10 protein-coding genes and 1 pseudogene are annotated in these 21,166 nt (G+C 48.9%); 8 read left to right on the top strand and 3 right to left on the bottom strand.

The window, feature by feature from the left end; translation table 11 throughout:
• Positions 1–18: 18 nt before the first annotated feature.
• From MKY75_RS18075 to lpdD, 5 genes and pseudogenes are all read left to right on the top strand, one after another.
• Positions 19–348, top strand: coding sequence for an ArsR/SmtB family transcription factor (locus tag MKY75_RS18075; RefSeq protein ID WP_013311437.1), 330 nt, complete (start codon positions 19–21; stop codon positions 346–348).
• Between the two features lie 29 nt (positions 349–377).
• Positions 378–2,159, top strand: coding sequence for a SulP family inorganic anion transporter (locus MKY75_RS18070; protein ID WP_340886165.1), 1,782 nt, complete (start codon positions 378–380; stop codon positions 2,157–2,159).
• A 519-nt stretch (positions 2,160–2,678) separates the two neighbouring features.
• Positions 2,679–4,303 (top strand): annotated as a pseudogene (locus MKY75_RS18065) (S8 family serine peptidase).
• A 524-nt stretch (positions 4,304–4,827) separates the two neighbouring features.
• Positions 4,828–10,341 (top strand): S8 family serine peptidase, encoded by a 5,514-nt coding sequence (locus tag MKY75_RS18060; protein WP_340886163.1) that lies wholly within the window; start codon positions 4,828–4,830, stop codon positions 10,339–10,341.
• Between the two features lie 179 nt (positions 10,342–10,520).
• Positions 10,521–10,868: a prenylated flavin chaperone LpdD gene (lpdD, locus tag MKY75_RS18055; protein ID WP_029515644.1), complete on the top strand. Its 348-nt coding sequence runs from the start codon at positions 10,521–10,523 to the stop codon at positions 10,866–10,868.
• Positions 10,869–10,879: 11 nt separating this feature from the next.
• Here lpdD and MKY75_RS18050 read toward each other — a convergent pair whose 3' ends face one another.
• Entirely contained in the window at positions 10,880–11,467 is a 588-nt protein-coding gene (locus MKY75_RS18050) for a hypothetical protein (protein ID WP_029515643.1), read from the bottom strand.
• Positions 11,468–11,690: 223 nt separating this feature from the next.
• Between MKY75_RS18050 and MKY75_RS18045 the strand changes: the two genes are divergently transcribed.
• Both MKY75_RS18045 and MKY75_RS18040 read left to right on the top strand, forming a co-directional pair.
• Positions 11,691–12,062: a DUF4190 domain-containing protein gene (locus MKY75_RS18045; protein WP_025720792.1), complete on the top strand. Its 372-nt coding sequence runs from the start codon at positions 11,691–11,693 to the stop codon at positions 12,060–12,062.
• A gap of 93 nt (positions 12,063–12,155) precedes the next feature.
• Positions 12,156–12,395, top strand: coding sequence for a hypothetical protein (locus MKY75_RS18040; RefSeq protein WP_340886161.1), 240 nt, complete (start codon positions 12,156–12,158; stop codon positions 12,393–12,395).
• 153 nt (positions 12,396–12,548) lie between these two features.
• On the opposite strand, the gene MKY75_RS18035 is transcribed toward MKY75_RS18040, so the two are convergent.
• Both MKY75_RS18035 and fabV read right to left on the bottom strand, forming a co-directional pair.
• A complete protein-coding gene (locus MKY75_RS18035) occupies positions 12,549–12,701 on the bottom strand; it encodes a DUF1540 domain-containing protein (protein ID WP_013311427.1) in 153 nt (50 codons plus the stop codon).
• Positions 12,702–12,997: 296 nt separating this feature from the next.
• Positions 12,998–14,185: an enoyl-ACP reductase FabV gene (fabV, locus tag MKY75_RS18030; RefSeq protein ID WP_029515641.1), complete on the bottom strand. Its 1,188-nt coding sequence runs from the start codon at positions 14,183–14,185 to the stop codon at positions 12,998–13,000.
• 189 nt (positions 14,186–14,374) lie between these two features.
• On the opposite strand from fabV, the gene MKY75_RS18025 reads away from it, so the two are divergent.
• Positions 14,375–21,139: a WIAG-tail domain gene (locus tag MKY75_RS18025; protein WP_340886157.1), complete on the top strand. Its 6,765-nt coding sequence runs from the start codon at positions 14,375–14,377 to the stop codon at positions 21,137–21,139.
• Positions 21,140–21,166: the final 27 nt, after the last annotated feature.

The following is a 21,166-nucleotide window of genomic DNA, read 5'->3' as shown; positions in this document are numbered from 1 at the left end:
GAGGGGGACGGAGCAGGCATGGAAGGAGATCTCCAGAAATTTAAGGCCGACTTTTTCAAAGCATTGGCTCACCCTCTGCGCATCCGCATTTTGGAGGTGCTGAGTGAAGGGGAACGGAATGTGAACGAGCTGCAGACTGCGCTCGGTTCTGAAGGTTCTGCCGTATCGCAGCAATTGGCCGTTTTACGAGCCAAAAATTTGGTGAACAGCTTCAAGGAAGGTACATCGGTTGTGTATTCACTACGTGATCCGCTTTTGACGGAGCTGCTTGCAGTGGCGCGACGGATTTTTGACAATCATTTGGTCGAAGCTATCTCGTTGCTGGAAGGTATACGTAACGAGAAGTAATGCTATTACAGAAAAGAAGGGTTACAGGAATGAAGTGGATAGGAAGGTTCGAAGGCTATAACGCAGGGGCTTTGCGAAAGGATCTCATTTCCGGAAGTATTGTAGCGATTGTGGCGATTCCACTCGGTATGGCGTTTGCCATTGCATCAGGAGTAAAGCCGGAATATGGGCTGTATACGACCATTGTTGCGGGAATTTTGGTTTCGCTGCTGGGAGGATCCAAATTCCAGATCGGAGGACCTACAGGCGCGTTTATTCCGATTTTGCTAGCTATTGTCATGCAATACGGTTATGAGAACTTACTCATAGCCGGTTTTATGGCGGGCATTATGCTCATTTTAATGGGTGTACTCAGGCTGGGGGCATTGATCAAGTTTATTCCCAAGCCAGTAACGATTGGCTTTACGGCCGGAATTGCCGTGACGATATTCAGTGGTCAGATTGCTAACTTTCTCGGCTTGCGCGGGGTAGAGAGGCATGAAACTTTTCTGCCTTCCATGGCAGAGCTCATCCATCGACTTCCTTCACTGAATGTGTATAGTATCCTGACGGCTTGTATCTGTCTTGCCGCGCTTATTTTGGTGCCTAAAAAATGGCCCAAGATACCCGGATCACTGGTTGGTCTACTCTTGTCAACGCTGGTGGCAGCTTTACTTTTTCCAGGGCAGGTGGCTACGATTGGCTCTGCGTATGGCGCAATTCCAGCATCTTTGCCTGAGCTACATATTCCTGCGGTGACGTGGGATTTGATCGTGAAACTCTTGCCGCCAGCACTTGTTATTGCAATGCTGGGAGCTATTGAATCTCTGCTTTCAGCGGTGGTAGCTGACGGTATGACGGGAGCCCGGCATAGCAGCAATCGTGAACTGGTTGGACAAGGGATTGCTAATTTGCTGACACCGCTGTTCGGCGGTATTCCTGCGACAGGTGCAATTGCCCGCACCGCCACAAATATCCGTAATGGTGCTGTTTCTCCTATGTCAGGCATCGTACATGGGTTCGTGGTGCTCCTCATTCTGGTGCTTTTTGCACCTTACGCATCTAACATTCCGTTGGCCAGTATGGCTCCGGTGCTGATGGTAGTAGCGTGGAATATGAGTGAGCGCAAGCATTTTGCGCACATTCTCAAAACGCTGACAGCGGATTCTATTGTGCTGGTTGTCACCTTTTTGCTGACGGTTTTTACGACGCTGACAACGGCTGTGGAGGTAGGCCTGATTCTAGCGGTTGTATTGTTTGTTAAACGTATGAGCAGTACACTTTCAGTAGACAAGGTACTTCCTGATCCTTCTGTAAAACATGAAAAAGTAGGCGCCCATATGGTCACAGATCAGCATGATTGTCCACAAGTGGCTATTTACAATGTGGAAGGCCCTCTATTTTTCGGTGCAGCCTCGGTATTGGAAAACTCAGGTGTGGGAGGCCGGACGGATCACCTACAAGGGATTTTGTTGTTACGTATGGGAAAGGTTCCTTTTATGGATATGACGGGAGAAGGTAACTTTACTGCATTAATTCAGAAATACCGGAAGTCTGGCGGGACAGTGCTTGTTTCCGGACTCCAGCCTCAACCGCTGGCATTACTACAGAAAACTGGATGCTACGACATGATTGGACAAAAGCATTTTTTTGAACACACAGGAGAGGCCCTTACGGCTGCTCTTGCACTGGTGAATCAGGATCATTGCTGTGGATGCAGGCAAATGGCTTTCCGAGAATGTACGAGTCTGTGCCGCAGACCGCAGCCAACCAAATCATCCTTTCCAGATGGAGCCGTCTCGGTTCCCATACCTGTAAATAGCGGCAGATAACACTCTTTTAAGTTTCTTGCTGAATGTCGAAAAATCTCTTCTGATCTCCGAAACCAAGTGCACAATGAAGACTTGCATTTGCTTCGAAAATGGAAGAGATTTTTCTTTTCTTCAAGGAAAAAAGGAATAAAATTCAAAAAAATGCTTGAATATCTGATTTTATGACACTATACTAGATTCAAAAGATACCATATGTTTCATTCTTTTGTTTTAAATTGTATTTTAATACTTGCACATTAACCTCCTCGATTACTTCTAAATTTCTTATCCTACCTTTCTCTTCATTTTTTTCACTTATCATTTTCAAACTTGTCCACCTGTTTCTACCCGATGCTCGTTTTTTACGGTCTGCACCAAGGGTTGTTCACCTCAGAATGATGATCTATGGATTTCACCCCGGCGGAATCTATATTTTTTAAAGGAGGTGAGTACCAGAGGCTATTTTGTGAGCTTTTGACGTAGCTGTCCGGAAGGTTGTCCTTGAGAATTAAAAAACCAAGTAAAGGGAAATGGAAAGTATTGATTAAGTCGAAAAATATCAAAAAGACGCTGTCGGTCAGTTTTACCGCTCTTCTTGCCTTTTCTCTAATTTCCCCGGTATATGGGGATTCCAGCACAACCACCTCAGAGGAGGATCAACCATTTCCGCCAAGGTTTCAGCCAAACTGAACCAACAATTCAGTGCCAGTGAGTATGTCACCTATCTGGTTAAATTGAAGGATCAGGTGGATACGGAGTCCGTTGCCAAGCATGCTTTCCAAAAGGCCTCTGCAGAGCAGATTTCACCCGCTGCTGCTAAGCTTTCTGTACGTACAACAGTTGTGAACTCTCTCATGGATACAGCAGAAAAAACGCAACAATCCGTGGAAGAATACTTAAAGAAAGAAGTTAATAACGGAAGCGTCAAAAAGTACAAGAGTTACTTTATCGTGAACGCTTTTGCGGTCACCAGCACCAAAGAGGTCATGGATAATCTGGCCACACTTCCTGAGATCGACAAAATTTTACCGGATGAAAAGCGGGAACTGCAAAAGGTAGAAATAGATAAGGATGCCCAGCCTGTGGTTGAGGAATCTACAGCTGACCAAGTGGTTGCAGATCAGGCCACTGTAGATACGGCTGTGACGGAAGAGAATGCGCAAAAATCGGTGGAAGAATCCGTATATAAGGATGCGGTAACGCCAAGCCGTGTCGAGTGGAATATCTCTAAAATCAAAGCACCACAGGTTTGGGCCAAAGGCATTGACGGCAAAGGCATTGTTGTCGCCAATCTGGATACAGGCGTTGAATATACTCACCCGGCGTTGAAAAGAAAATGGCGTGGTCTGAATGCTTCCGGTCAGGTCGTGAATCCAGAACTGAGCTGGTATGATGCGGTTGATGGAGCATCGCTGCCAACTGATTCAAATGGACATGGTACACATACGATGGGTACAAGCGTTGGCTCGGACAGCAACGGTACGAATGAAATCGGTGTTGCTCCTGGCGCCAAATGGATTGCGGTTCGAGTATTCAATCCAGATACCACCGACTCCATCTTACTGGACGGTGGACAATGGATTCTTGCTCCTGTAGATAAAAACGGTAAAAAGCACCCTGAGCTTGCACCGGATGTGGTGAATAACTCTTGGGGCGGTGGACCTGGCCTGGATGAATGGTATCGTCCAGTCACCAAGGCGTGGAGAGCGGCTCAGATTTTCCCTGAGTTCTCCGCAGGCAACACAACACTGTCCAATCCGGGCGGACCTGGGTCTGTAGCCAATCCGGCAAATCTGCCGGAGGCTTATGCGACAGGAGCCACGGACGTTAACAACAAGCTAGCCAGCTTCTCGCTGCGCGGTCCTTCTCCTTATGGCGAAGTGAAGCCTGAAATTTCGGCTCCTGGTGTAAACATCCGTTCTTCTGTACCGGGCGGAGTGTATGAGGGGGGATGGAACGGTACCTCCATGGCAGGCCCGCATACTGCCGGATTAGCAGCATTACTGCTTCAGGCCAAACCATCTTTGACCGTGGACCAACTGGAGGATGTTATTTCAAAAACAGCAACTCCGCTGACAGACAGCCAGTATCGGACTTCACCGAACAATGGTTACGGATATGGTCTGATCGACGCGCTTGCTGCGGTGAACTCCGTACTTAAGTAAAAATAATCAGACAGGATTAAGAAAGTCTTCCGAAAATCCCTTTGAGCGGCTCGTACAGAGATTGCATACACCTGCTAACCGTGTAATGCACTAATTACGTAGCCGCTAAAAAGGGGTTTTCGTACATAAAAGAATATAAAAGTCATAGAATTTCAAGAAAAATGCAAAAAAATGACTTGTATATCTGTTTTGATAACTTTATACTATTCCATAATATATGATTATATATCAATTTTTAATATAAACTGTAATGATATAACATGTTTTTCTTCGAAGTTCTCCTGCTTTTTCTCCTTGGTTTCTACTGAATTTCATCGCTCTTCTATTGGGATTGTAAACTCACCTATGAAGTACCGCCATCTATGAACAGCCAAATATTTTTGTGCCTCTATATTCTATGAAGGAGGTGGTCGCCAACCACATCGTGTTGTGCAACCCGTGTGTTTGATGTGTAAGGTATGAGGTCTTACTCTGTACAGGTTATTCCAGAAACATTAAACCTAGTAAAAGGAGTGGAGAAGTAATTGATTAAACCTAAACGATTCAAGAAACCACTATCTATCGGACTATCTTTGCTTATGGCCTTTTCCTTTGTTCAACCTGCTTTGGCGAAAAACACACCGGATGGCTCCAAGCTGGAGCTGAAATCAGCCTCTCACAAGATCACGACCGCGAAGGTATCTCCGAAACTGACCAAACAGTTTGAGGAGAATAACTATGTTACCTATCTGGTCAAATTAAAAGAACAAGTTGACACTAACAAGGTTTCCAAAAATGCTCTCCAAAAGGCCTCACTTGAGAAAGTAACACCTTCCGCTGCCAAAATGGCTGCACGCAGCCATGTGATCAGTTCTCTGCGCGAAACGGCTTCAAGAACCCAATATGGGCTTGAAAATTATTTGGATAAGCAATCAGAGAGCGGCGGAGTGAAGGAATATAAAAGCTTTTTTATTGTCAATGCATTGGCTGTAACAAGCACCAAGGAGGTGCTGGATCATATTTCGCAGTTGCCTGAGGTCGATAAAGTCTTGCCGAATGAAACGCGTTATCTGCAAAAGGTGACGGTTGACAAGCAAGCAGAGGGGGCAAATGCCAAGACGGCTGAAACAGCTGAAACAGCGACAGCAGCAACGGCGAAGTCTGCAACGGTAGAGAAAGCTGTAGAACTGGAGAAGGACGATGGCAAAACATCGGCTAAGCCTGGCAATGCAGGTAAGAACGCTGTAGACCCATCTACGGTGGAATGGAACATATCCCATATTAACGCACCACAAGTGTGGGAAAAAGGAATCGACGGAACCGGAATCGTAGTTGCCAATCTGGATACAGGTGTAGATTATACACATCCGGCCCTTCATCGCAAATGGCGGGGTCTGGACGCGGCAGGCAATGTCGTGAATCCCGAGCTGAGCTGGTACGATCCGCATAGTCATGCGACGCTTCCGGTCGATCAGGAAGACGATTCCCATGGTACGCATACGATGGGCACGATGGTCGGCTCCGAGGAGAACGGAACGAACCGAGTGGGCGTTGCTCCTGGTGCGAAGTGGATTGCAGTTCGGATTTTTAATCCGGAAACGACGGATGCGATTATACTGGATGGCGGTCAATGGCTGCTTGCGCCAAAAGATGCTCAAGGGAATCTTCATCCCGAGCTTGCTCCAGATGTAGTGAACAACTCGTGGGGAGGCGGACCGGGTCTTGATGAATGGTTCCGGCCTGTGGTTCAGGCATGGCGGGATGCTCAAATCTTCCCCGAATTCTCTGCAGGTAACACCTCTCTTTCCAATCCGGGCGGACCTGCCTCAGTAGCCAATCCGGCGAACTATCCGGAATCCTTCGCTACTGGAGCCACGGATAGCAATGATAATCTGGCCAGCTTCTCATTGTTAGGACCCTCACCCTATGGTGAAGTGAAGCCCGAAGTTTCCGCGCCGGGTGTTAATATCCGGTCATCTGTTGCTGGTGGCGCCTATAAAGGCGGATATAACGGTACTTCTATGGCGGGACCTCATGTTGCGGCCCTTGCAGCGCTGTTGCTGCAAGCGAATCATTCGCTTACCGTAGATCAACTTGAGGAAATTTTGATGAATACGGCTACACCACGAACGGACAGCACATATCCTACTTCACCAAACAATGGCTACGGACATGGTGTCATTAATGCGCTGGATGCGGTCGGTTCGGTCATGCAGGGTCTGGGCTCCGTGTCTGGTAAAGTTGTAACGGGTGGCGACGATCTGGAAGCACCTGTTCTCGAGCATACACCGCCCGCTGCGGCATTCGAGGGTATTGATATACCTCTGACTGCTCATGTAACGGATGATGTCGGCGTGACAGCCGTTGAGGCATTTGCCAAAACAGCGGGTACGTCAAACTATGTATATATTCCGTTGGAACGGACCTCCGGCGACAGCAAAGATGGTACATATCAAGCATCCATCCCGACTTTTTTGGTGGATAGCGCTGGTCTGGAATACTATATTCGTGTAAATGATTACGGTAATAACGGATTTGAAACTGAAGTATATAAGGTGAAAATCTCTAAAGGGGTAAAACCAGGCTACACACAAGACTTTGAAAAAGACATTGCCGGTATTAATATCGGTGGACAGGGCAGTGTTTGGAAATGGGGAACTCCAACAAGCGGCCCTAAAAGCGCACATTCGGGTACAAAGGTCATCGCGACCAATCTCGAAGGCCAATATCAGACCAACTCCAACAGTTATTTTATGGCCCCTCCGATTGATCTGACCGAGAGCTCAAAAGGGGCACTGGTCAGCTTCAAGCATTGGTACGATCTTGAAAACAATTCTGATTTCGGCAAAGTGTACGTAGCAACCACAAACAATCAGAATGCGTTTGAGCAGGTATTATCATTTACCGGCGCCAGCAACGGCTGGAAAACACAATATCTTGATTTGCGGGCATTCGCGGGTCAAAAGGTATACCTCCTGTTCAACTTTACTAGTGACAATACGGTTGTGAAAGATGGCTGGTATATTGACGATCTGTCGATTCAGGAGCCAGACACCGTTGCACCTGCTGCGCCGAGCAATTTGACTGCTGAAGCAGATACTGTGGGCAACGTCACGCTGGCCTGGAATGCTTCCTCCGATGAAGATGTGAAGCAGTACAAGGTGTATCGTTCTACCCAGTCAGGTAAAAATTATGTTTCCGTCGGTACAACCTCAGCACTGACATTCACAGATACCATCACGGTCGGTGGAGCGACCTACCATTATGCAGTGGCGGCCGAGGATTATAGTGGTAATGAAGGAATCAAGTCGAATGAGGCTTCTCTGAGAGTAGACGTGCCGGATACGCTGTATAGCGATCATTTTGATGGCAGCTCGGATAATGGCTGGACTCATTCCGGCACCAAAGATGAGTGGGAACGCGGCATTCCTAAGGAAGTAGGACCAGAGAGCGCAGCGTCCAGACCCAATGTGTGGGCAACCGATCTGGATAGCAATTATGAGAACGGAGCTGAATTTTCGCTGGTTTCACCAAAAATTAATTTGCAAGCTGTACGCAACGCAACACTGACCTTCAATCACTGGTTTGAAATTGAGGCTGGCTATGATTACGGTTATGTGGAAGTGTCCAAAAACAATGGTGACACGTGGAGCGAGCTGGGCAAATTCTCTCACAATACGAACGGGAAAAAGTGGGCTCCAGTTTATTACAATCTGGATAGCTACGCCGGCAATGAAATCCAAATTCGCTTCCGTTTGAAATCGGATAACAGTGTGAACAAGAACGGCTGGTATATTGACGATTTCCGTGTGCTTGGCATTCCAGCTACGACAGTGACTAAGGACATCGTACCTGAGTCGAATATCAAGCTGGAAAAAGCGGAAGAACAGTTCCCGCTGTACAAAATTACAAGTACTGAAAAGAGTGAATTCCAGGAGAAAGTGAAGCCGGCAGAAACAACGGTGGAACGTGGACGTGTCGGTCTCGACAGTCTTCCAGCCAGCGCTACGGTTACGGTATTGGAAACCGGACGTTCGGTAAAAACGGATCCGACCACGGGCAAATACAGCTTCACCCATGTAGCCGGCGACTATACGCTGAAGGCTGAAGCCTACGGTTACGTTCCTCAAACGAAAGCAGTCACGATTGAGAATAACAAAGTCATCAGAGCAAACTTTAGTCTTCAGGCCATACCTCACGGTACGATTCACGGGGTCATTACCGACAAGCAATCCGGTGAACCGATCCAAAAAGCGAAAGTGTTGGTGGTGGAGGATGCACGCATTGCTCCGGTAGAAACGAATGAGGCTGGAGAATTTACGCTGGACGTGCTGGAAGGAACATACACGTTGTCCATTGCAGCCGAAAATTATTATAGCGACAGTGTATCCGTTACTGCTCCTCCGAACGGTAGTGTGGAAGCGAATGTCATGTTGAAACCTTTTATCGGGTTCCAAGGAGGCATTGCTTACGATGACGGGACAGGAGAAAATGCTAGAGCCTTTAACGCGGCAGGCAATTCATGGGCAGTCAGAATGACACCTGAGTCGGAAGTGACTCAAGTGACAGGAGCATCGCTTTTGTTCTGGAACTCTGCCTTCCCGAATCCGGGAGGAACGGCATTCCAATATTCTGTCTATGACGCCTCCGGTGCCGCAGGAGCACCTGGACGATTGTTGGCTGGTCCATTCGACGGGACTGCCGTACGGGATGAGACACAATGGACGACGGTACAGCTCCCAGAGCCGGTGACGGTTCAAGGTGACTTCTACATCGTATATACACAGTCTGCTGTAGGCACACAGTCGCCGGGTCTTGCTACAGATGAAAGCAGTCCCAATGCGCTTCGAAGTTGGCAAGGTGTAAGCGGCACATGGAGCCAATCACCTGAGGAGGAGGGTAACTACATGATCCGGGCTATCGTCAGATATCCGGTGAATGCTCCAACGATTACGACTCCTACGAAGGCTACCTATACGCAGGAAGAGACGATTACCGTAACAGGAACTTCTCCGGCAGAAGGAGCCGATATTCAGCTCTTTAACGGTAAGGAGCTGACTGGCACAACGAAGGTGAAGGATCGCCAGTTCAGTTTGTCGGTTGATCTTCAACCAGGTGCTAATCCGCTAAGTGTCCAAGCAGCGGTATACGGCAAAATAACGGATCGTTCCGAGCCGGTAGTTGTGACGCTTGACCAGACTAAACCGGGTCTGATCCTGACTTCACCTGATGAAGGGGCGCGTACAAACGCGGGTGTAGTCAGTGTAGTCGGTACTGTGTATGACGAGTTCCTCACCGAATTGACGATTAATGGTGAGCCCGCTGAATTTGGAAGTGACGGCAGCTTTAACAAGCGGTTGCTTATCAACGAAGGTGAAAATCAAATTACGGTGACGGCCAAGGATCTTGCCGAAAACGAAACAACCGTTACGCGCTCGGTGTATGTCGATACAGCTCTGCCGAAGCTTGAAAACATTAGTCCTGCTGAGGATGTGCGTATTACTCCAGGACAGTCGGTACGAGTATCCTTTGACAGTGCATCCGGTTTGGAGGCGTCCTTCCATGTGGAGCTGCCTTTCAACCTGTCCACTTTGGGTCGCAACGATATTCCATTAAATGAAACTTCGTCAGGCCACTATGAAGGTACTTATTTCACTTCATCTTCCCTGAACCTGGAAGGCGGAGTCATCGTGATCCGGGTAAGGGATGCAGCGGGAAATGAAGTGGAGACGGAGGCACCGGGAAGATTGTATGTAACCAATGGTGGAGGACAGAACCCTGATCCGAATCCACCTACATCCAATGAGAAGCCAGTAGCCATTATTCAGGCTAATGAATCCGCTAAGAAGAACAAAAATGTACAATTTAACGCCAAAGCTTCCCGTGATGTAGACGGTGAGATCGTCAGTTACAGCTGGAATTTTGGGGATGGTGATACGGCGGTCGGTTCCAAGGTGAAGCATAAATTCACCACAGCTGGAACGTATACCGTGGAGCTAACGGTGACGGATAATGACGGCGCAAGCGGTAAGACTGTGCATACGATCACGATCCGTTAACACCCAGTAGGAAATGGAATGCTTGTTTTAGAGTATCAATGAAGGCCCACAGCAAGCCACGGTTTATAGAGGCTGCTGTGGGCCATTTTTAATTGTCGAACCGTTCAGGAAGCGATACAATGAGTAGAACTCTATAAAGTGAATCGTTTCACAATAATATTTTAGCAGGAGAGGATCATATGATTCATTTGCAAAAAGAAAGCGGACGTATCCGTCTTGTACTGGATGCCTATTTTATGGGGGAAGATATCGTTGTACTCATTTCTGGCGGTGATCAGCCCCATTTGGGAACGATTACAGCAGGGGCCAGACTCGAGCCGATTCAAACTGTGCAATTGCAAAATCACAAGGAGTTTTATATTACCGAAGAAATTGCAGTTCGCTTACGAAAAGAGTTTGCGGGCAATTTTGCCATTTGCTGCGGGACACATTTGGACCATGCATCCAAGGACGAAATCCGAGTGCTGACAGATATGGCCATACAACTGGGAAAAGAGCTCATTGGAGAACTCAAGCAAGCACGCTAGTAGCAACCTTTTTAAGTGAACTCTCGAAAGAGCAGATTGCGATAGGGGTATTTACTAAAGGAATACTTAAAAAGCAATGCAAAGCCATCGTCCTCAATTTGTACGGATTTCAGCGCAGAGGATGGAATCAAACTACGGATCATGACATGAACTGCACGCTGGTCTTGTCTGTTGATCGCTTTGGCTAAGGCAGAAGCAAAACATGGATTACGTGCCAATTCGCGATACAGCGGAAAAACGGCTTTTGCGATGGCGCGATGAACTCTCGGCTCAAATGTAAACTGCACAGTCCCCGGTGGAATCGTTGTTCCATTCGTATAATAGAGCATCGGTGGCTGAGCTAAAAAGGAAATAAAGTAGCCGATGCCATTCGTGCCTAAGCCTTGTTTGGCGGCAAATGGAGCTACTGAGCAGAGAAGGGATTTCATCCGATCCAAATTCGCCTGAACGACAGCTCGTGACCATTGAACTGCAAACGCACGGCGAGTTGCTATAGCTTTGTAAAATGGCAGCATGGCAGTGGATATTATCCTAAGTGTGTTTGCATTTAAACGTTTGTGAGGCGAGCGCTTTCTGTGGGATGTTGCACGATATAGCATAGCTCCGACCTCCTTGGCAGGATGCTCTCATGGAGCACAATTGATCTGTAACAGGTAAAATACTGTATGCCCAGTTACCTCAAAAAGTGCTAATATCGCTATGTTTCTTCTTTTTAACGTTCTAATTTAAAAATTCGAAATAAGTACTGTCCTGATTTGTAAGATTGTGGTACCCTAGAACTTATATAATTGCTATTTTTCGTATTGGAGTTGAATTTAACAGATGAGTGATTTGTACAAGGAGCCTCGATCTTCCGATCCTTTTCAGGAGACGAACGATTATAACGCCCCATTTAACCCGCCCCCAGTAGTTCCACCTACCAATAGTAAAGCTGTTGCCTCGATGGTGCTCGGGATTTTATCTGTTGTCATTCCCTATATCGGGTTGATTATCGGAATTGTGGGTATTATTTTGTCCAGTCTTTCCCTGAAGGAAATTAACCGTCATGGCGAGCAAGGCAGAGGTATGGCCATTGCTGGACTGGTATGTAGTATTATCGGTACACTGATTTATACACTGATCATCATTTTTATAGTTATTGTTTTTATTGTAGCGGCCTCCAGTGGCGATCCGGATATTTTTTCAGACATTTAATGAATTGAAGAATGCTTGAGTCAGACAAACCATTCACGATTTGACTATTGGATGCTATGATAAAAGGAGTCCAATGAAGGAGAGTGAAGCCGTATGGCACGTACTCAAACACAAAAAGCGCTAAGCAAGGCAAAACGCGCTGGAATCTATTGCGCGGCACAGAGCCGCAAAACAAATGACCATTATGGCGAGATTTCACAGCACATACGAATGAAGCCGACCAAGCAGGAACAATTACAAAAGGTCAAGCACAAGAAGCGAATCGTTCAGAGCGACGCTTCTTTTTTTGTCTTTAGAGAGAACAGCAGTGTCCTTTTCAGCGTGGATTTATAAAGTAGCAGAGAAATGATTGTATACAAGCGAAAAGCGCTTTTCTGTACCGAAAAAGGACTTGATAATAATTATCATTCTTGTTAGAATATCATAAGAAAGAAGGAACCCGGGCATGGGCTCCTTCATTATAAAGCTAGGCTTGAAATCAAAGATTTACTTGGCTTCGAAGGTTTTGCAGTCTGTTTCTTCAGACTTGTGAGTGTCTTCTGGTCTGTTGCTTACGATGTAAATGGAGCTAGCGCTGCATTTATTCTCTTGGGCCCAGTACGTACAAGAGTTGACTTCACACAGAACGTCTTTTGCCATGTTGTGCACCTCCTTATATGGGTGTGATGGGCTGAGCAAATAGTATCACGGTCAGTCAAGGTAGGACTTGTCCAACTGTGTTTACCCTCTTGTTAGGAAGAGGGATTTTGCTATGCCTACCTGTACAATATCAAATGAAATTTAAAATTGCAATGATAGCATCATTTGCAGTTCAAAGCGGACATAAGTGTCCCTTTTAATTAAAAACAAAAGCTGTCCTCCATGCAGAACGAAATGTTTCTCTGCTGGAGAACAGCTTTTTTTGTTTTTCTAACATAGGGACAGCACTAAAAGACTTAGCGCACGTTAGGAATATTTATGATGGGATCAATATCAGCATCATAGTCCACACCTTCGAACTCAAAGCCGAACAGTTGGAAAAATTCGCGACGATATCCTTCAAGATCTGACAATTCGTAGATATTGTTGGTCGTCAGCGCCTCCCATATCTTCTCAACCTCTGCCTGCACGTCTTCGCGCAGTTCCCAATCATCAATGCGAATACGTCCTTCTTCATCTACAGGAGTTTCTGGTGCGTACAGACGCTCAGCAAACAGGCGGTAGCTCTGTTCTACGCACCCTTCATGCAGCCCTTTTTCCTTCATTACCTTATATAAAGCAGAAATATACAGAGGAACGACAGGGATAGCGGAGCTTGATTGGGTAACGAGTCCTTTGGTGACTGCGACGAAGGCGCGTCCGCCTGTAACTTTCAGCTGATCGTTCAGCTGACGTGCTGTCTCCTCCAGATGATCCTTTGCACTTCCGATACTGCCCTCTCTGTAGATGGCTTGTGTAATATCTGAACCGATGTACGAAAAAGAGAAGGTCGTTGCAGTATCGGCGAGCACGCCGCCAGCACGCAAGGCGTCAATCCACAATTTCCAGTCCTCACCGCCCATAACTTCTACAGTTCCTTGTACCTCTTCTTCTGTTGCGGGTTCGAGCGTCACGCTGCTGACTTCCCCGGTGTGGAAGTTAACGGTCTTGTTTGTGTAAGGCTTACCAATAGGTTTAAGCACGGAATTAAACGTTTCGCCTGTGCGGGGATTTGTACGGCGACCTGAAGCGACACTATAAACCACTAGATCGACTTGTCCCAGTTCTTCGCGAATGGCTTCCACCGTTTTGGCTTTGACCTCATCCGAGAAGGCATCTCCTGTCACGCTTAAGGATTTAAGCCCAGCTTCCTGAGCGGCTTTTTCAAATGCAGCAGAATTGTACCAGCCTGCCGATGCTGTGCGTGTAGCCGTAGCATTGCTAGGACGATACACGCCAATTGTATTGGCACGCGCACCGAAGGCGGCAGTAATGCGAGAAGCCAATCCATATCCGGCAGATGCCCCGATTACAAGTACATTACGGGGGCCTTGGATAGCAGGACGGGCCTGTACATAGTCAATTTGCTCCTGAACATGTTGGGCACAGCCCACCGGATGAGCAGTGGTGCAGATAAAGCCACGTGTTCTTGGTTTGATAATCATGTTATTGTAATTCCTCTCTTCTTGTAGCGATCTTCACCCTTACTATTTTAACTTTTAACTATTTTTTTTCAAACGTGGATTTTAGTAAGTATCCTTTTTACCCAAAAGTGAATCTCTGTACAGGGTGGCAAGTGCCTAAGGGTCTGCATATGATGCTGTAACGATAAACATGAGAAGGGAGAGAGCTGCTTGAAGAACAAGAGCCGAAAAACCAACAGAAACAAAAAGCCGCTCTATCGTGTAATTGACCCGGATATGAATGAGTTAAGTATGATACAACGCTCAAAACCACTGCCTGCGGAGAGGGAGACAGAAGCAAGACTTCATCAAGTTGCTTCTCCGCCTCCCCCAACTACAGAGGAGTCGGAGCTAAAGACAGTTTTCGAGCCTGAAGTCGAGGCTCTGCACGAGAAAGAAATTGAGGTTGCAGATGTAGAGGAGACTCCAGCTTTGATGGAAGAACCCCCACTGCCAGAGCTAGAGCCAGAGCCAGAGATAGAGCTAGAGCTAGAGCCGGAACCAGAACCAGAACCTGATCCAATTGATGTGGAAGAAATTTTGAACAATAAGAAGGCTCCGCATGTAAACAATGCTTTCATCTATACAGACGATTTGAGTGATTTCGCTGTGACAGGTGAAAAGATCGCTCCCGCTTCCATAGATTCCAGCAAGCTGAAACAAGAGAGTATCCAAACGGAATTTCTAGCAGATTATGCTGTTCATACAATTAAAATAGCTGACGGTGCTGTGACTGCTTCGAAGATTGCTCCCGACTCCATTACGGTCGAGCATCTGTCAGACGCATCAGTGGCAGGCAGTAAATTGCAGGATCGCTCTATTAGTGGTGAAAAACTTCGTGATGGCAGCATCACTCCAGAAAAGCTGGCGGATAAAATTATCAGCGGCGATCATATTGCCAATGGCTCGATTGAAAGCCGTCATTTCAAGCAATGGATCGTGTCTTCAGATATGCTTCAAGATCAGTCGGTCACCTCCGATAAAATTCGCAGCGGTACGATTCAATCGAACAATTTGGCGAATGAAGCTGTTGATAGCTCCAAGCTGGGCGATCAGTCTGTGACCACCTCCAAATTGCGGGATGGGGCTGTGGATGGAACTAAAATCCAGGCAGGCAGCATTGAGAGCGCGCACCTGACCGAGCATGCCGTTCATGCAAGGCATTTGGCCCCCGGTTCGATTAATCGCAAGCAGCTATCCGACGGAATTGTGGGCAGGGAACAATTGGAGGAAGGTGTTGTCAGCGGGCGTCATCTGGAGTCTGAGGCAGTCACCAGTACGCACATTCAGGCAGGAGCGATTGAAAGAAAGCATCTGGGTCCTGGCTCCATCGGGGAAGAGCAGCTTGGAACGGGCCAAGTAACAGCCCGGCATATCGCGGATCGGAGTATTCAATCCAATAAACTGGCAGATCAGTCTGTAGGCTCATTGCAGATTGTTGATCAATCCGTCACTTCATCCAAAATATCGGATCAGAGCATTCTCCCACACAAAATTGCCGATGAGGCAGTACTTACCAGACATATTGCAACAGCAGCCATACAAGGACCTCAGATTTCTCCAGAGGCAGTTTCTTCCGTGCATCTTCAATCCGAAATTATTCGGAAAGATCATATTGCACCAGAGGCGGTTACGGAGCAACATTTGCATTCCGGGGCTGTGACAAGCGAGAAAATAGGGAAGGGTGCAGTTCTGGATTACCATGTGGCGAATCAGGCTATCAAGGAAAATCACATCGCTTCGAGCGCTATTAAGTCTGACAAAATCGCTGACGAGGCGGTTATAGAAACTAAAATTGGCACAGGGGCGGTAACCGGAAATAAAGTTGCGTCTCAAGCCATTACCCACGTACACATTGCAACGGGAGTAATCCGTGAAAACCACCTTGCCGACAACAGTGTGGGCGGAAAGGCGTTACAGGCTCAATCGGTGGATTCAACCCATTTGGCCCAGAGCTCTGTACAGAGCAAGCATCTTGGGGAAGAAAGTGTCGGAACCGCGGCGTTGCAAGAACAGTCCGTTACCGCAGACATACTAGGCGAAGGCGCTGTTCATACCGCGCATTTGGCCAGTGGTGCGGTATACTCCCACCATTTACAGGATCATGCCGTTACTTCGTTGAAACTATCGCCGGAAAGTGTGGCTACGGATAAAATTAATGATTTGGCGATTACTGCGCCTAAGCTAGCTGAGGGCAGTGTCACTTCCTCCAAGCTGTCTGCTCGTTCGGTGCAGCCATGGCATATTACGGATAAAGCAGTACTGAGCAACCATCTGGCTGTTGAAGCAGTGGAGGCGAATCATCTGGCGCCGGAATCCGTCACCTCCAACCATTTGCAGTCTGCTTCGGTCCAAACCAAACATCTCGCCCCAGATAGTGTGTCCGGCCATGCACTTCAGTCGGAAAGCGTCACTTCCGAGAAGTTAGCGGCTCGGGCTGTGCAGGCTTCCAACCTGGCGGAAAACAGCGTGGGACCCGGGCATTTGGCTGCACAGGCCGTACAAACCAGACATTTGGCCGCAGGATCAGTAGAGGACACGATATTAGCCCAGAATGCTGTGAAGTCTGAGCATCTTACAGCAGAATCCATCCAATCCGAGCATTTGCAAAGCGGGATCATTCAGGGAGAGCATATTGCATTGCAGGCTATAGCGACTCAAGCCATACAGGATGAAGCGGTTACCTCTGCCAAACTATCAGAGGAAAGTGTAACCTCTACCAAGTTGTCAGCCCATGCAGTGCAGTCCGAGCATATTATGGATGAAGCTGTACAAAGCAACCATTTGGCCGTGGCGGTTGTGGACTCGACCCATCTGGCATCTGGAGCGGTCACCTCGGTGCACCTACAGGCCTCCTCGGTGCTAACGAGACATTTGGCTCCGGATAGTGTGTCCGGTCGTGCACTTCAAGCGGAAAGTGTAACCTCGGAAAAGCTGGCAGCCCGCTCGGTACAAGGATTGAACCTTGCAGAAGGCAGTATCGGCCCTTCACATCTATCTGTGCAGTCCGTACACACGCGGCATTTGGCAGCTGGAGCGGTACAGGATAGAGTGCTGGCAGAGGGAGCGGTGAAGTCCGTGCACATTGCCCCGGAATCGATCCAACCACACCATCTGCATACTGAAATCATTCAGGGCGAGCATATTGCATCCCAGGCCATTTCGACCGATGCTTTACAAGATGAGTCTGTGACATCTGACAAACTGGCAGATGAGGGCGTGACTGCCGCCAAGCTGTCGGCCCACTCCGTACAGTCGTGGCACATTACAGACGAAGCAGTGCAAGGAAATCATTTGGCAGCAGAATCCATCCAGTCGAACCATCTGGCACCGGAAAGTGTCACTTCAGCCCACTTGCAGTCTTCGTCAGTGCTCACGAGCCATCTGGCCCCGGATAGTGTGTCCGGCCGTGCGCTACAAGCGGAAAGCGTCACCTCGGAAAAGCTGGCAGCCCACTCGGTGCAAGGAACGAATCTTGCGGAAGACAGCGTCGGCCCGTCACATTTGTCTGCACAGTCGGTACACGCCCGGCATTTGGCAACTGGCGCAGTACAGGATACAACGCTGGCAAAGGGAGCAGTGAAGTCGGTACACATTACCGCGGGGTCAATCCAGCCACATCACCTGCACACAGGAAGCATTCAGGGCGAGCATATCGCATCCCAGGCCATATCGACCGATGCTTTGCAGGATGCGTCTGTTACCTCCGATAAATTGGTGGATGAGGGTGTGACTTCCGCCAAGCTGGCGGTCAACTCGGTACAGCCGTGGCACATTACAGACGAAGCAGTGCAAGGAAATCATTTGGCAGCAGAATCCATCCAGTCAAGCCATCTGGCTTCCGAATCCGTTACCTCTCGCCATTTGCAGGCTTCCTCAGTGCTTACGAGTCATCTGGCGCCAGATAGTGTATCCGGTCGTGCACTACAGGCGGAAAGCGTCACCTCGGAAAAGCTGGCAGCGCGCTCGGTACAAGGGACGAATCTTGCGGAAGGCAGCATCGGACCGTCACATCTGTCTGCACATTCCGTACACAGCCGGCATCTGGTAGCCGGAGCGGTACAGGATAGAGCGTTGGCAGAGGGAGCAGTGAAATCCGTGCATATCGCTCCAGAATCAATCCAATCACACCATTTGCACCCTGGAACCATTCAGGGCGAGCATCTGGTATCTCAGTCGATATCGACTGATGTTTTACAGGATGAGTCTGTGACATCTGATAAATTGGCCGATGAGGGTGTGACTGCCACTAAGTTGTCGGCTCACTCGGTACAGCCGTGGCACATTACAGATGAAGCAGTGCAAGCTAATCATTTGGCAGAAGAGGCCGTTCAATCAAGTCATCTGGCGCCGGAATCTGTCACCTCAGCCCACTTACAGTCTTCGGTGATACTTGCGAGTCATTTGGCGCCGGATAGTGTATCCGGTCTTGCGCTACAAGCGGAAAGCGTCACTTCGGAAAAGCTGGCAGCACGCTCGGTACAAGGGACGAATCTTGCGGAAGACAGCGTCGGTCCTTCGCATTTATCTGCACAGTCGGTACACACTCAGCATTTGGCAGTCGGCGCTGTGCAGGATACAGCGCTAGCTGAGGGGGCAGTGAAGTCAGTACACATTGCCCCGGAATCCATCCAGCCGCATCACCTGCACCCTGGAACTATTCAGAGCGAGCATCTGGCATCCCTGTCGATATCGACCGATGTATTACAGGATGAATCCGTTACGTCTGATAAATTAGCGAATGAGGGTGTGACTGCTGCCAAACTGTCGGCTCACTCGGTACAACCGTGGCACATTGCGGACGAAGCAGTGCAAGCCAATCATTTGGCAGAAGAGACCATCCAGTCGAGCCATCTGTCACCGGAATCTGTCACTTCAGCCCACTTGCAGTCTTCGGCGGTACTTGCGAGCCATCTGGCCCCGGATAGTGTGTCTAGCCGTGCGTTACAAGCAGAAAGCGTCACCTCGGAAAAGCTGGCGGCACGCTCGGTGCAAGCGACGAATCTCGCGGAAGGAAGCGTCGGCCCTTCACAATTGTCTGAGCATGCCGTACACCCCCGGCATTTGGCACCTGGTGCAGTACAGGACAGAGCGCTGGCAGAAGGGGCAGTGAAATTCGTGCATATCGCACCGGAGTCCGTCCAGTCGCATCATCTGCAAATGGGAACCATTCAGGGTGTGCATATCGCCTCACAAGCAATACCGACCGATGCTTTGCAGAATGAGTCCGTTACGTCCGACAAACTGGCGGATGAGGGCGTGACTGCCGCCAAGCTGTCTGCTCACTCAGTCCAGCCATGGCACATTACAGACGAAGCGGTGCAAGCCAATCATTTGGCAGAAGAGGCCGTCCAGTCGAGCCATCTGGCTCCTGAATCCGTCACCTCTGATCATTTGCAGGCTTCCTCGGTATTTGCGAGACATCTGGCCCAGGACAGTGTGTCAGGTCGTGCGCTTCAAGCAGAAAGCATCACCTCGGAAAAACTGGCGGCACGCTCGGTGCACGCGACGAATCTCGCGGAAGGAAGTGTTGGTCCTTCACAGCTGTCTGAGCATGCCGTACACCCTCGGCATTTGGCACCCGGTGTTGTACAGGACAGAGCGCTGGCAGAGGGGGCGGTGAAGTCCGTGCATATCGCACCGGAGTCTATTCAACCGCACCATCTGCATCTTGGAACTATTCAAGGTGTGCATATCGCCTCACAAGCAATATCGACCGATGCTTTGCAGAATGAGTCCGTTACGTCCGACAAACTAGCGGATGATGGCGTAACTGCCGCTAAAATATCTCCTCATTCGGTCCAGCCGTGGCACATTACAGACGAAGCGGTGCAAGCCAATCATTTGGCAGAAGAGGCCGTCCAGTCGAGCCACCTGGCTCCTGAATCGGTCACCTCTGATCATTTGCAGGCTTCGGCAGTGATGACTCGGCATATTGCGCCGGGGAGTATATCGGTTCACGCGCTCCAGGCAGGCAGCGTGAACGCTGAGAAGCTTGCACTTCGGGCGGTGCGTGCTTCGAATTTGGCAGAAGCCAGCATAAACTCCGTGCATTTAACGGAGCATGCCGTACACGCTCAGCATTTGGCCGAGGGGGCGATCCAAGGGTCCGCACTGGCAGAAGGCGTGGTGCAGTCCAGGCATATCGCGCTGGATTCAGTCCAGTCGGAGCATCTGCAAGCAGGGGCTATTCAACCACAGCATGTAGGCTGGCAGGCGGTGGTTGAGGATGCTATACAAGAAGGAGCGGTAACATCCAGCAAGCTGGCAGATGGAACGGTACAGTCCCGTCATGTGGCTGAGGAGGCTATTGAGAGCCACCACATTGGAGAGGAAGTTATTGATTCGCATCACCTAAAAGCAGGCTCAGTGACACGGGCTCAGCTGTCCACAGATATTCATCTCTCGGGACTTTTGCCAGAGGAAGGTATCAGTGGCGACAGACTTCAGGCAAACAGTATATCTCGAAACCATCTGCAAGCTCAGGCCGTCGACAGCGAGGTGCTGAGCCCGGGAGCTGTGGGAGCAGAGCATCTGCAGGCCGCTGCGGTACAAAGCCATCATGTGGCAGAGCAGAGCATTGAAGGCCATCATCTGGTGGAAGGCACTGTAGGCTCACGTGAGTTGGAGCTGAACGCAGTGAAGCCGGAGCATTTGAGCATCACTCCGGTTCGTACGTGTGCGAATCAGCCCGCATTGCAGCAGTTCGGCAGAGCGCCGTTTCTTTTGAAAGGCAGTGAAGGAGAGACGGAAGTGACCATTGTATTCGGGGAGACTTTTGTAAACCCGGACTACACATTAGTAGCGATGACGAACCACCCTCTCTTTCATGCGACGCTGAAATCTCAGACGCCGAATGGAGCAGTGATCGTCGTAACCAAGTGGAACGAAACCGCGCATAACTACGGTATTATTTCCTGGATCGCCATTGGCTAGTGAAGACGGTTATTGTAATACTCATAG

It is taken from the genome of Paenibacillus sp. FSL L8-0663, from assembly GCF_038008125.1.
Lineage (GTDB): Bacteria > Bacillota > Bacilli > Paenibacillales > Paenibacillaceae > Paenibacillus > Paenibacillus polymyxa_D.
The sequence above is the reverse complement of the archived record's forward strand: the minus strand, read 5'-3'. Positions and strand labels throughout refer to the sequence as shown.